The sequence below is a fragment of the Myxococcus sp. AM011 genome, assembly GCF_013372595.1.
In the GTDB taxonomy this organism is placed as follows: Bacteria; Myxococcota; Myxococcia; order Myxococcales; family Myxococcaceae; genus Myxococcus; species Myxococcus eversor.
In genome coordinates this window covers 1-12,806 of sequence record NZ_JABXEM010000304.1, presented here as the reverse complement: position 1 = coordinate 12,806, position 12,806 = coordinate 1, and the positions used below count along the sequence as shown (strand labels likewise).

Here is a 12,806-nt window from a genome sequence, read left to right as displayed (position 1 = left end):
GCCCCACCCGCCCGGCACGTAGCGCAACTCCAGGGAGGGCGCGAAGGTGTGGCGGTAGCTGGTCTTCGTGCCCGTCCAGGTGCGGCTCCACTGCGTGTCCAGCAGGAGCCCGCCGATGGGGTAGCCGCGCTGCCAGGTCTTGGCGGAGTACTCGCCGGCCCACACGTCCTGGCGCAGCGACACGGACGGCGTCACGCGCGCGACGTCCCCCAGCGCCACGGAGGTGGCGAGGCGCGACGTGAAGTCGATGCGGTCCCTCGCCTCCCTGTCTCTCGTGTCGAAGAGGCCGTTGGCCTGGCCGGGGTCCACCACGCCAACGGGGACACCGAGGGGAATGAAGTTGCCCTCGCGGCGGAAGATGCCGTCGACCCCTTCGTCCCCGAAGCCTCCCTGGATGGGGGCCTGGCGGGTGAACTCGGCGCGCAGCCCTCCGGTGAGGCCCCCCGCCAACGGGCGCTCGGGCAGCGCGAAGATGAGTCCGGGCAGCCGCTGGAAGGTGCGCGGCGCGGGCAGGTCCGGCCGCAGCGGGTCCACCGCCGCCGGCACGCGGTTGTCCTGGAAGAAGCGATAGGGCCAGCGGATGTCCTGGCGCAGCACCACATCCAGGCCCGCGTAGGAGTCCTCCTGGCGCCGGAAGACGGTGGCGGTGCTGCGCAGGTACTCCAGCCCCTGGACGATGATGTCGGCGGTGAGGTCGCGCGTGTAGTTGCCGTCAGAAACGAACGACGCGTCCACCCGGTCGTACCAACCGGAGCCCAGCTCCTGGAAGTGCTGCCAGGAGGCCTCGCCGCGCAACCCTCGAGGGGTATCGATGATTCTCGCGATTCCGTTCGGATCCACCGGATAGCGGAAGAAGTCCGGAAACAGGCTCGCCGGGTTCAGCCGGGGCCGTGAGTCGTACAGAAACCCGAGTGTGGCACGCCCCCGCGTCCGCTCGCTGGGCACGTAGCGGAACTCCGTGAGCAACCGGGGGCCCTTCACGCCGTTGGGCCGCGGTTCCTCGTAGGTAATCGCGTTCTTCGTCTCGGGATCTCCATCGGGGTCGCGCTCCAGCTCCAGGAGCCCGCCGCCGTTGAAGTAGCCCGGCGTGAAGGTCATGTCGTAGCTGCGCCCCAGCGTGAGGAAGAAGGGCTGCTGCAGGCCCAGGCCGTTGAGGCTGGAGTACTGGGGGCTGGGGATGAGGAAGCCCGTGCGGCGCTCGGCCAGGGGCAGGTACACCCAGGGCAGCGCGAAGATGGGGACGGACTGGATGTAGACGACGGGCCAGGTGAGCGTGGCGCGCTCGCCGAGGATGACGTTGGCGGAGCTGGCCTCCATGCGCCAGGTCGGCGTGCCGGGGCCGCACTCGCACGGGGTGAAGGCCAGGTCGTCCACCACGAAGGCGTTGGGGCCGGTGCGGCGGATGCGCGAGCCACTGAGGATGATGGGCGTCTCCCCCATGGCGCGCAGCTCCTGGGGCGTCTTCGCCGTGAGCAGCGCGTCCTGGGTGACGCCCTTCTTCTGCATGAAGAGGCCACCCTTGAGCGTGGCCTCGAAGGTGCGGATGTCCACGCGCACGTCGTCCGCCACCGCGACCATGCCGTCGGGACCCACGAACATGACGTTGCCGGTGGCCGTGGCCACCTGGTTCGTCTCGTCGTACGTCACCTCGTCCGAGCGCAGCAGCATCTCCCCGGTGCGCAGCTCGCAGTGGCCGCGCGCGGTGAGCAGCTGCTTGTCGGACTCGTAGGTGAGGAAGTCGGCGGCCAGCTCCACCGTCTCGCCGGAGGGGAGCTGGACCTGGGTGGCGAGCGGAATCTGCGCTGACGCTACGAGCAGCGCTGCGGCGAGCGGAACGAGGAGGCCCATTCAGGGGTGCAGGGTATGCCGCGCCACGGCCGCGCGGTCGCCCTTATCACCGAGCCGGGCGCTGAAAATCCAACGAAATGACGTTGCCGTCCTGCTTCGCCTGCACCGGGGCCTGCTGCCGGAGCTGGATGGTGACGCGCACGTCGCGCCCGGACGCGTCGGCCTCCACCCGCGTGACGGGGGAGTTGAAGTACGACGTGTCCAGCGGCCGGGTGTTGTTGCTCAGGTCGATGCGGCTGTTCTCCAGCTCCAGCACCACCGCGTTGCCCTGCTCGCTCACCGTGTAGCGCGCCGGCTCGTTGGTGCGGATGAAGACGCGGGAGACTCCGGCCTGCTGCTGGAAGCCCACCAGCGTCATCGTCTTGCGGCGCGACGACACCTCGGACGAATCCGAGCCGCTCGCCACCTCGCGACGCGGGCGGGGCGTGGCGGCGGCCACCCGCTCCTGCTGGCGACGCTCGCGCTCGGCGCGGGCCTCCTCCTCACGCTGGCGGCGGGCCTCGGCGGCCTCCTCCGCGGCGGCCCGGGTGGCGGCGCGCTTCTCCTCGGCGGCCGTCTTCGCGGCGGCGAGCGCCTCCGCCTTCTGGCGCTTCCTCTCGTCCTCGGAGGACGCAGCGGAGGCACGACGCTCGTCGGCGGCGGCCTGCGCGGAGGCGCGGGCCTCCTCTTCCTGGCGCTTGCGCTCGGTGGCGGCGGCCTGCGCGGAGGCACGGGCCTCCTCTTCCTGGCGCTTCTTCTCGTCGGCGGCGGCCTGCGCCGCGCGCTGCTCATCCTCACGCTGGGACGTGGCGCGAGCCTCGGCCTCCTGCTGGCGCTGGCGCTCCGCGTCCGCATCCTGCCTGGCGCGGGCGGTGGCCTCGGCGGCGGCCTTCTCCTGCGCCTGACGGTCGGCCTCGGCGCGGGCGGTGGCCTCGGCGGCGGCCTTCTCCTGCGCCTGACGGTCGGCCTCGGCGGCTGCAGCGGCCTTGGCGGCGGTGCCATCATCCGTCGTGGGCTTCGCGGCGGGCTCCGGCTGAGCGGTGGGGGCCTGTGCCACGGCCTGCCCGCCTCCGCCGACGACCTTCACGACGAGTTGGGTGTCGGTGGCCTGGATGTCCGTCTCCACCTCGCGCTCGAAGCCGATGAGCACGCGGGCGATGGCGGAGTCATCCGAGCCGTAGCTGGCGGTGCGGATGCCCGTCACCGTGCCATTGCCCACCTGCGTCTCCTCGGGGACTCCGGAGAAGACGGCCTCGGCGATGTCGATGACGAGCCGGGGCGGGTCCGTCATGGTGAAGGTGGTGAAGTTCGCCTTCTTCGAGCCGGAGATGGTCACCGTCCCGCCATTCACCTGCACGCCGGTGATGGTGTTCAGGTTCGCCGGAGCCTGCGCGAGCGCCCAGAAGGGCACGAGCACCACACCGAGCAGCCACACCGCAGAGGCCTTCATCGAACCACTCCCCTTCAACGTTGACAGTGGGCGGGGATGCTACCACGCGCGCCTCACCCTCCAACTTTCCAGCCACACGGCCCCTAGCGCAGCCGCGGCAGGGCGGGCGTTCGGTGACGGTGCGTCCGGGCGTACTCGATGAGGTTCTTGATGTCGTAGCAGATCTGCCGGATGTCGTGCCCCATCGTCAGCTCGATGTGGCTGTTGCCCTTCACCGGGCGCCAGAGGAGGTACTCGCTCTTGGCCGCGCGATACACGCTCCGGGTGGACTCCACCGACGCCAGCGGGTCCATGTCCCCGAAGATGATGGCCATGGGGATTTGAATCTTCCCGAAGCCGCGCTTGAAGTCGTAGCCGGTGCGGTAGCAGACCATCTCCCCGCGTCGAATCCAGCGGGCGAATTGCTCCAGCACCTTGCGCGGCTCGCGCTCCCCTCCCTCGCGCAGGAGCCAGCGGATGTCGTCCGAGCCCACGCGCTCCGGATTGATGAGCCGGTTCATCCGCGTCGTCAGCTGTTGATACAGCGGAGAATCCTCCGCCTTGCCAATCTGCCGCTCGACGAACTTGAGGATGAGGTCCACCGGCATCGCGTTGAAGCGGAGCTTGCGGCGCGACTCCGGCTCCAGCTTCTTGCCCAGCTTCGCGTTCACCGTGCCCACGCCTCGCGCGAGCACCTTCCGGCCCAGCCCCTCCACCTCGCCGCCCAGGTTCAGCCCCGCGAGCGTCAGGTCCACCATGCCGCCGAGCATCGGCGCGCCGTGCGCCACCATGCGCAGCAGCATGAAGCCCCGGCCCAGGTCCGCCGGAGCGCCGATGGTGATGAGGCCCTCGAAGTCGTCGTGGATGCCGGTGTAGCCGTAGCCCAGCATCCCGCCCATGGAGTGGCCGCAGTAGAAGATGCGCTCGCGGCGGGTGATGCGCTTCACGCCGGAGACGGCGGCGGGCAAGTCGTAGAGGAAGTAGCTGTCGATGTCCCAGTCGTAGTCCAGGTCCGGAGGCAAGGGGCGCTTGAAGCGCTCGGCCCGCTCCTTCTGGAAGGCGATGGAGCTCTTGCCGTGCCCTCGCAGCTCCAGGATGTGGATGTCCACGCCGAAGAAGAGGAGGTTCTTGACGAACTGGCCGCTCGTCCACGTGTGCCGGTTCTGGGAGAAGCCGTGCACCAACAGCAGCGGCTCACCGAACAGCGGCTGGGCGAAGGGCTGCTTCACCGGACGGTAGCGGGTGATGACCAGCGACCAGCCATCCGCGGTCTCCACCACGTACTTCGTCTTGGAGTAGAGCGCCCGGAAGTCGACTTCGTCGATGGACGGGATGGCGGGTCCCGTCGTCGTCGCGGCTCTCCAGTCCGGCAGGCGCATATCTTGAATCTACGGCGGCTGATGCAGCGCGCCAAGGATTCAGTCTGGTTGCTCACACGTCTTGCCCGGGCGGAACGGAAGACCCACCCTAAGAGGTCACCCCGTCAAGGCTCGCCAGCTGACGTCTGGCACCTCGGGGCCGGGCAGCGTCGTCCAGCCGTCGCATGGTGGCCCTTCAGGGCGCGGAGGTTCGCTCCATCCGGGCGCGCACCATGCCGACCAGGAAGAGCGAGCCGGTGCAGAGCACGATGCCATCCACGCCCGCGCGCCGCCGCGCTTCCGCCAACGCCGCATCCACGTCGGGCCAGGCGGCCACGTCGGGAGTCAGGGCGCGCGCCTCGTCCAGATAGGCCGCCGGTGCGAGCGAGCGCGGCGTGTCCAGCGGCGTGAGCTGCACGGAGGCACACGCGGGAAAGAGGGCCCGCATCATCGGCCCCCGGTCCTTGTCCGCCACCACGCCGAAGACGCAGTGGACGGGGCGGCCCGCGTAGAGCGCCCGCAGGGACGCCAGCAGCACGGACACACCCGCCGGGTTGTGGGCGCCGTCCAGCAGCACGGTGGGCCCCTGCCCTGCCTCCTCCAGCCGCCCCGGCCAGCGCGCCGAGCCCAGCCCCGCCCGCGCCGCATCGGCGGTGACGGCGACACCTCGCGCATCGAGGGCCTCCAGGCAGGCCAGCGCCACCGCGGCGTTCTGGACCTGATGCGGTCCGCGCAGCGAGATTCGCAGGCCCTCCAACCGCCAGCCAGGTCCCCTGTAGGCGAGGCCGCCGTCGGCCCGTGTGTCGGCGGAGAAGTCGCGGCCCTCCACCCAGAGCGGCACGCCCAGGGCGCGCGCGTGGGCCTCGATGGCCTCCAGGGCCTCGGGCTCCTGCCGGGCGACGACACACGGCACGCCGGGCTTGAGGATGCCGGCCTTCTCACCCGCGATGGAGGCCAGGGTGTTGCCCAGGTACTCCATGTGGTCGAAGGAGACGGGGGTGATGGCGGTGACGAGCGATGGCGCGGCGGTGGTGGCGTCCAGCCGGCCGCCCAGGCCCGTCTCCAGCACCACCACGTCCACGCCCACCTGGGCGAAGTGCCACAGGGCGACGACGGTGCCGAACTCGAAGTACGTCATCGGCTCGGCGACGGCGGACGGGTAGCGCTCCAGGACGTCGAGGATGGCGCGGCCGAAGTCCGCGTCGGAGATGTCCTCGCCGTCCACGCGGATGCGCTCGTTGACGCGCACCAGATGCGGGGACGTGTAGAGGCCCACGCGGTGGCCGGCGGCCTGGAGCGCGGTGGCGGCGAAGGCGCAGGTGCTGCCCTTGCCGTTGGTGCCCGCGACATGGAGCACCGGGAAGCGGCGCTCCGGATGGCCCAGGGCGGAGAGCGCCTCGCGCACGCGCTCCAGCCCCAGCTTGATTCCGGAGGGGTTGAGGCGGGAGAGGAAGCCCAGGGCCTCCTCGGGTGTGCGGGGCGCGCTCATGCCAGGGACGCGAGCCGCGCGGGTTCAGCCCAGCAGGCCGAGAATCTGCCCGAGCTTCGCGCGCAGGTCCTTGCGGTTGACGATGCTGTCGATCATCCCATGCTCGAGCAGGAACTCCGAGCGCTGGAAGCCCTCCGGCAGCTTCTGGCGGATGGTCTGCTCGATGACGCGCGGACCGGCGAAGCCGATGAGCGCCTTGGGCTCCGCGATGATGACGTCGCCCAGCCAGGAGAAGGACGCCGCCACGCCGCCCGTCGTCGGGTGCAGCAGCACGGAGACGTAGGGCTTGTTGCCGGTGCGGAAGCGGGCGATGGCCGCGGACGTCTTCGCCATCTGCATCAGCGAGAAGATGCCCTCCTGCATGCGCGCGCCACCGGAGGCCGAGAAGATGAGCGCCGAGCACTTCAAGTCATGCGCGCGCTCGAAGGTCCTCGCCACCTTCTCGCCCACCACCGAGCCCATGGAGCCGCCCATGAACTCGAAGATGAACGCGCCCACGGAGACCTGGTGGCCGGCGATGCGGCCCACGCCGGAGACGAAGGCGTCGTTCTCCTCCAGGTTCTTGCGCGTGGACTTCAGCCGGTCCTTGTACTTCTTGGTGTCACTGAACCCGAGCGGATCCTGCGGCTCCAGCTCCTTGTCGAACTCCTCGAAGCTGTCCGGGTCCAGCAGCGTCGCCAGCCGCGCGCGCGCGTTCCACGGGTGATGGTGGTCGCAGTGCGGACACACCATCCAGTGCTTCTCCAGCTCCTGCCGGTAGATGATTTCGTCGCAGTTCTCGCACTTGGCCCACAGGCCCTCCATGCGAGACGGACCAGGCTCGGGTTGCTGCTGGGTGTCGACGGCGATGCGGGGCTTCTTCGAAAACCAGGCCATGAGAGGCCGGGGGTTAATCCGACCGTCCCCGCCCGTCAACCGTTCCGTGTGGCGCGCCGCGTCGTCCGGCGGCTAGAACTCGAAGGTGTCGTTCAGCTCCAGGACTTCCACCGGCATGCTCGCCAGCTCCTTCTTGAGCTGGGCCACGAAGGCGGGCTTGAGGTGGTAGAGCATCACGGAGGTCCCGTTGCGCTCGAACTTCTGGAGCTCCAGGCCCAGGGTGTGGGGCGTGAGGTGGCCGGAGATGTCGGCCAGCGACTGGAGCGCGTTGGGGAAGGACGTCTCCAACAGGAGCGCCTTGAGGTCGCGCGTCTGGTTGAGGGCCTTCCAGAGCTTGTCGGTGGGCCCGGTGTCGCCGCTCATGGCGAGCGACGACTTCCCATTGGAGATGATGAAGCCGCAGGACTCCACCGGGTGGCTCACCGGCACGCTGCGCACGGTGTAGGGCCCCACCTCGAAGGTGCCGCCGGCGCGGAACGTCTTGATGCGCAGGACGGGGTTGGCCTTGGTCGGGATGCGGGTGAAGTCCGGCCAGAGCGCGTTGTTGAACATGTTGTCGCGCAGGGCCTTGGCGCACTCGCGCGACGCATGGATGGTGACGGGCTTGTCGCGGCGACCAATCACGAGGTCCGCCATCAGCGGCAGGTCCTTCACATGGTCGAAGTGACTGTGGCCCACGAGCACGTGGTCCACCCGACACAGCTCCTCCAACGAGAGCGTCCCCGTCAGTGCGCCCGCATCGAGCGCCAGCACGTCATCGACGAGAAAACACGTGCTCTTGCACGTGGGGAGCTCGCCACCGTGGCAGCCGAGGACTCGGAGCTTCACCTAGAGGTCTCCGAACTTCCACTTCATCTCCAGGTATTGGAGGAAGTCGTGGAGTTTGGCCGTGTCATACACGGTCACTCTGTCACCACTGCGTGAGATGAGGCCGGCCCGGATCATCCGGTCCAGCACGTTGCGCACGGCGGGCTCGCCCACGCCAAGCTGGCGGGGCATCTCGCGGACCACGAAGTCGATCTCGGTGCCCTCTTCGGACGGACGACTCCGGGTCTGGGACAGCAGGATGATCTGATGGACGACCCGGCTGGCCGGATCATTGTGGAGCAGGTTCTCGATTTGAGCGTCCGCCTCGGAGAGCCGCCCGGCCAGCGTCTTGATCATCCGGACGGCGATCTCGGCATTGCCGCGGATCATCGCCTCGAACGTCTTGGGGTCGATGACCAGCAGGCGAGCGTCCTCGTTGACGACCGCGGACGCGTTACGGGGCTTGTTGGAGATGATCGCCATCTCGCCGAAGAATTCTCCGGCCCCCAGCACAGCAAGCGTCTTCTCCACGTCGCGCACGCGCTTCGTGATGGAAACCTTGCCTGCCTGGATGACAAACATCTCCCGGCCGGCCTCTCCCTCGCGGAAGAGCTCGGTGCCCTTTGAGAATTCCTTGCCGAAACGTTGAAAGAGGGTTTCCTCGGCGCCCATCCTGCGAGGAGTCAATCAGCCCCTCCCCCCCCGGTCAAATTCCCTGTTGTGCGGATCAGTGGGACAGCGAGTGTGTGCAGGCGTCCGCGCCTCAAACCCGACACCCTCTTTTCGCTGGCCGAGACAACGGGCGCGCCGGCCGATAGAAGGCCGCCCGTGGGAACGACCTACAAGCAGTCCGGAGTGGATATCGAGGCCGGCGACGCCTTCGTCGACCGAATCAAGCCCTTCGCCGCGCGGACGATGCGTCCGGAGGTGGTGGCGGGCGTCGGCGGTTTCGGGGGGCTGTTCGCCCTGCCGCCGGGCAAGTACCGGGAGCCGGTGCTGGTGGCGGGCACGGACGGGGTGGGCACCAAGTTGAAGGTGGCCTTCTCCGCGGGCCGGCACGGCACGGTGGGCATCGACCTGGTGGCCATGTCGGTGAACGACATCCTCACCTGTGGCGCGGAGCCGCTGTTCTTCCTGGACTACTTCGCCACCGGGCGCCTGGAGGTGGACGCGGCGGCCGAAGTCGTCAAGGGCATCGCCCTGGGCTGCGAGCAGGCGGGGTGCGCGCTCCTCGGCGGAGAGACGGCGGAGATGCCGGGCTTCTACGCGCGGGGCGAGTACGACCTGGCGGGCTTCTGCGTGGGCGTGGTGGAGCGGTCGGCCATCATCGACGGCAAGAGCGTGAAGCCAGGTGACGCGCTCATCGGGCTGACGTCCTCGGGGCTGCATAGCAACGGGTACTCGCTGGCGCGCAAGGTGCTGCTGGAGGACTCGAAGCTCGCGCTGGACGCGACGCCCGAGGGCCTGGGCCGCCCGCTGGGTGACGCGCTGCTGGAGCCCACGCGCATCTATGTGAAGGACGCGCTGGCGCTGTTGGCGGAGGTGAAGGTGAAGGGCATGGCGCACATCACCGGCAGCGGGATTCCGGGCAACCTGCCCCGGTGCCTGCCGGATGGGACGCGCGCGGTGCTGAGCGAGAAGTCGTGGGTGAAGCCGCCCATCTTCGACCTGATTGCGAAGCTGGGCAGCGTGGCCCGGGACGAGATGTTCAACACGTTCAACATGGGCCTGGGCCTCATCGTCGTGGTGGCACAAGAGGACGTCGCGAAGGCGCTGGAGGTGCTGCGCGCTCGGGGCGTGGAGGCCAGCGAGGTGGGCCGGGTGGAGGCGGGCCAGGGCGAGGCCACGGCGGTCATCGAGCCATGAGCGGACGGCGGGTCCGGCTGGGCGTGCTCGTCAGCGGCAGCGGGAGCAATCTCCAGGCGCTGCTCGACGCGTGCGCGCGCGAGGACTTCCCGGCCGAGGTGGCCTGCGTGGTGTCGAACGTGCCCACCGCCTACGCGCTCGAGCGGGCTCGCGCGGCGGGGGTGTCGGCCGTGGTGGTGGACCACAAGGCCCACGCCTCGAAGGTGGAGTTCGAGGCGGCGCTGTTGGAGGCGCTGCGCGCGGCGGGTGTGGAGTGGGTGTGCCTGGCGGGGTTCATGCGGTTGTTGAGCGCGGACTTCCTGGGGCGCTTCGCGGGCAAGGTGCTGAACGTCCACCCTTCCCTGCTGCCGTCGTTCCCGGGGCTGCATGCGCAGCGGCAGGCACTGGAGCGGGGCGTGAAGGTGGCCGGGTGCACGGTGCACTTCGTGGATGCGGGCACGGACACCGGGCCCATCATCGGGCAGGCGGCCGTGCCGGTGCTGCCGGATGACGACGAGAAGAGCCTGAGCGCGCGCATCCTCATCGAGGAGCATCGGCTCTATCCGTTGGCCGTGCGGCTCGCGGTGACGGGGCAGGTGGCGATGGATGGGATGCGCACTCGCGTGGCGGCGGTGGCGACGGCGGGAGAACTGGCGCTGCGCAGTCCCGGGGCCGTGAAGTGACGGGCTCGCGAGGGCCTTCCGGCGCTCTCGGTGACGCGGCTGGCGGAATGGAGCCGGTCACGGAGCATGCAGACCTGTCGAGGTCCGGCTCAGCGCAGGCGTGCGCGGACCCGTCAAAGGGTGACAGGCGCGCGGCGCTTCGCGAGGCATCCACGGTGCTCGTGAGCGCGTGCCTGCTCGGGGAAGCCTGCCGGTACGACGGTCGCTCGCAGCGTTCTGAGAGAGTGCTCGCGGCGCTGGAGGGAAAGGCCGTCGTTCCCGTCTGCCCCGAAGTGGGTTCGGGCCTGCCCATCCCTCGTCCTCCCGTGGACCTCTGTGGTGGCTCGGGTGTCGATGTCTGGGCCGGACAGGCGCGGGCGCTGGAACGAGAAGCTCGCGTCGACCGGACCGAGGACTTCAAGCGAGGCGCCCAGTTGGCCCTGGAGGCCGCGCGCAACTTCGGTGCTTCAGTAGCGCTGTTGAAGGAGAAGAGCCCCTCCTGTGGCAGCCAGCGCGTCTACGAATCCGGAGTCCTGCGCCCCGGGGAAGGCATCACCACCGCCCTGCTGCGCGCCCACGACGTCACCGTCGTCAGCGACGAGGAGCTGTAGCCGGCCAGTCACCTCCGGGACCGACGGGGCTCCTTCTTGACGGCCCCAGCGAGTGCAGTTCGCGTCAGTCCAGCGCCTTCAGCACCTCGAACAGCCGGGTCATCAAGCCGTGCAGTTCCCGAGTCTCGTCCGTGCCCAGGCGCCTGGCCACCCGCCGGTCTATCTCCACCAGCTTCGTCGTCCCATGCCGCATGGCCGCGATGCCCTTCTCCGTCAGCAGGACCCTTCGAGCACGGGCATCATCGGGGTCCGGCTCGATCCGCACCGCGCCGAACTCCGCGAGCTCCGCGATGACTGGCTGGACCGCCTGCTTCGTCACCCCGAGGCTGCGCGCCAGTTCGGTGATGCGCACACCCTCCGGATTCTCCAGATACGGCAGGAGCCGCGCGTGGACCTCGCGCATCATGGGCCAGCCGGCCTCGCTGTTGACCGCCCGCATCCCCAGCTCGTTGAACAACTGCCCACACCGGATGAGCACGTAACCCAGGCTGCTGGCCTGAAGCTTCTTCACGTCCTCGAGCGCGTCCTTCCTCTTCATCGGTCAAGTCTACTTGACTTAATTGGTCAAGCACCATTGACTATCATCCCATGCAAGTTCCCGCCTGGGTCGACCGCGAGGCATTTCCCTTCAACGTGCGTGAGGTGGCAGGGCTGTCGGTGGTGGACGAGGGCCAGGGTCCGCCCATCGTCTTCGTACATGGAACGCCCACCTGGTCCTTCGAGTGGCGCGCGCTCATCAGCGCCTTCTCGGCCACCCACCGTTGCATCACGGTGGACCACCTGGGCTTCGGCCTGTCGCCACGGCCTCCGGACGCGGACTACTCGCCCGAGGCCCATGCGCGCCGCTTCGCCGCGGTCATCGAGGCGCTGGACCTCCCTCGCTTCACCCTGGTGGCCCACGACTTCGGCGGTCCCATCTCCCTCGATTTCGCGCTCGCCCATCCGGAGCGAATCGAACGCGTGGTGCTCATCAACACCATCGCCTGGCCCTTCGTCGACGAGCCCTCACTCGCGAGGGCCGCGCGCATGGCGGGGGGCGGGCTCTTCCGCTGGCTGTATCGGAACCTGAATCTCTCGTTCCTCATCGCGAAGTCGGCCTGGGGCAAGGGCCCGCGTCCCGAGAAGACGTGGAGCCAGTACACCCGCATGTTCCCCGACCCCGACTCTCGCGAGCGCGTGCTCTGGGCCCTCGCGAAGAGCCTCAGCGCGTCCACTCCGTTTCTCCAGTCGCTCTGGGAGCGGCGTGAACGATTCGCGAAGACGCCCGTCCACTTCATCTGGGGCCTGCGCGACGGCGCCTTCCCGCCCGCGGTCCTGGAGCGGTTCCGGAAGGCCTGGCCTCACGCCACCGTGGACACCCTCGCCGACGCGGGCCACTGGCCTCACGAGGAGGCCCCAGGGGCCTGCGTCGACTTCCTGAAGCGAGCCCTGAAGAGCCCCTCCGGTTCGAACTGAGCGCTCAGCTCCGCGCCAGCACGAGCTCGTCGCCGTCGCGAGGCGCGAAGCACGCCTCCACGTCCGCCTCCGAGACATCACCCAGCGTTCCGGGGTGCCAGCGCGGCTTGCCATCCTTGTCCACCAGCACCGCGCGGATGCCCTCGCGGAAGTCCGCGCGCGCCGTCATCGACTGACTCAGCCGGTACTCCACCGTCACCATCTCGTCGTAGTCCCGCGTGCGCCCCATCCGGAGCTGCCGCAGTGAGACCTTGAGGCTCGTCGGGCACATGTGCACCAGCGTCGCCCACGTCTGCTGGGCCCACGCCGTGCCCTCCGCCTCCAACGCCTGCTGGATGTCCTCCACCCGCTCCGCCGCGAAGCACCGGTCCATCGCCGCGTGCTGCGTGGCCAGCACCGACGTCCCCGCGTCCGCGTGGAAGCTCCCGAGAATCCGCTCCACCACCG

At 69.3% G+C, this 12,806-nt stretch carries 13 protein-coding genes; 4 read left to right on the top strand and 9 right to left on the bottom strand.

The window, feature by feature from the left end; translation table 11 throughout:
• The 7 genes from HUW62_RS40405 to HUW62_RS40375 form a co-directional block, all read right to left on the bottom strand.
• Positions 1-1,848, bottom strand: a 1,848-nt coding sequence (locus tag HUW62_RS40405; RefSeq protein ID WP_176437459.1) for an LPS-assembly protein LptD, incomplete at its 3' end; no start/stop codon positions are given.
• 46 nt (positions 1,849-1,894) lie between these two features.
• Positions 1,895-3,277, bottom strand: coding sequence for an AMIN domain-containing protein (locus tag HUW62_RS40400; protein ID WP_163868454.1), 1,383 nt, complete (start codon positions 3,275-3,277; stop codon positions 1,895-1,897).
• 83 nt (positions 3,278-3,360) lie between these two features.
• Positions 3,361-4,635 (bottom strand): alpha/beta fold hydrolase, encoded by a 1,275-nt coding sequence (locus HUW62_RS40395; protein ID WP_176437458.1) that lies wholly within the window; start codon positions 4,633-4,635, stop codon positions 3,361-3,363.
• Between the two features lie 175 nt (positions 4,636-4,810).
• Entirely contained in the window at positions 4,811-6,103 is a 1,293-nt protein-coding gene (locus HUW62_RS40390; RefSeq protein ID WP_176437457.1) for a folylpolyglutamate synthase/dihydrofolate synthase family protein, read from the bottom strand.
• A 24-nt stretch (positions 6,104-6,127) separates the two neighbouring features.
• Positions 6,128-6,979 carry an acetyl-CoA carboxylase, carboxyltransferase subunit beta gene (gene accD / locus HUW62_RS40385; RefSeq protein WP_176437456.1) on the bottom strand — a complete coding sequence of 284 codons (852 nt, stop codon included), beginning with the start codon at positions 6,977-6,979 and terminating at the stop codon, positions 6,128-6,130.
• Between the two features lie 72 nt (positions 6,980-7,051).
• Positions 7,052-7,807, bottom strand: a complete 756-nt coding sequence (locus tag HUW62_RS40380) for an MBL fold metallo-hydrolase (RefSeq protein WP_176437455.1) — start codon at positions 7,805-7,807, stop codon at positions 7,052-7,054.
• Positions 7,808-8,458: a Crp/Fnr family transcriptional regulator gene (locus HUW62_RS40375; RefSeq protein WP_176437454.1), complete on the bottom strand. Its 651-nt coding sequence runs from the start codon at positions 8,456-8,458 to the stop codon at positions 7,808-7,810.
• A gap of 156 nt (positions 8,459-8,614) precedes the next feature.
• Between HUW62_RS40375 and purM the strand changes: the two genes are divergently transcribed.
• The 3 genes from purM to HUW62_RS40360 are packed head-to-tail and all read left to right on the top strand — an operon-like array spanning position 8,615 to position 10,904.
• Positions 8,615-9,652: a phosphoribosylformylglycinamidine cyclo-ligase gene (gene purM, locus HUW62_RS40370; RefSeq protein ID WP_176437453.1), complete on the top strand. Its 1,038-nt coding sequence runs from the start codon at positions 8,615-8,617 to the stop codon at positions 9,650-9,652.
• Positions 9,649-10,314 carry a phosphoribosylglycinamide formyltransferase gene (gene purN, locus HUW62_RS40365; protein WP_176437452.1) on the top strand — a complete coding sequence of 222 codons (666 nt, stop codon included), beginning with the start codon at positions 9,649-9,651 and terminating at the stop codon, positions 10,312-10,314. The genes purM and purN overlap by 4 nt, the downstream gene beginning before the upstream one ends.
• 47 nt (positions 10,315-10,361) lie before the next feature.
• Positions 10,362-10,904 carry a DUF523 domain-containing protein gene (locus HUW62_RS40360; RefSeq protein ID WP_176437451.1) on the top strand — a complete coding sequence of 181 codons (543 nt, stop codon included), beginning with the start codon at positions 10,362-10,364 and terminating at the stop codon, positions 10,902-10,904.
• Positions 10,905-10,968: 64 nt separating this feature from the next.
• Here the strand turns inward: HUW62_RS40360 and HUW62_RS40355 are convergent, their stop codons facing one another.
• Positions 10,969-11,442: a MarR family winged helix-turn-helix transcriptional regulator gene (locus tag HUW62_RS40355; RefSeq protein ID WP_176437450.1), complete on the bottom strand. Its 474-nt coding sequence runs from the start codon at positions 11,440-11,442 to the stop codon at positions 10,969-10,971.
• A 50-nt stretch (positions 11,443-11,492) separates the two neighbouring features.
• On the opposite strand from HUW62_RS40355, the gene HUW62_RS40350 reads away from it, so the two are divergent.
• The gene (locus HUW62_RS40350; protein ID WP_176437449.1) at positions 11,493-12,359 is read left to right on the top strand and encodes an alpha/beta fold hydrolase; all 867 of its coding nucleotides are present in this window, start codon (positions 11,493-11,495) and stop codon (positions 12,357-12,359) included.
• 4 nt (positions 12,360-12,363) lie between these two features.
• On the opposite strand, the gene HUW62_RS40345 is transcribed toward HUW62_RS40350, so the two are convergent.
• A partial coding sequence (locus tag HUW62_RS40345) for an enoyl-CoA hydratase/isomerase family protein (RefSeq protein WP_176437448.1) occupies positions 12,364-12,806 on the bottom strand: 443 nt, incomplete at its 5' end.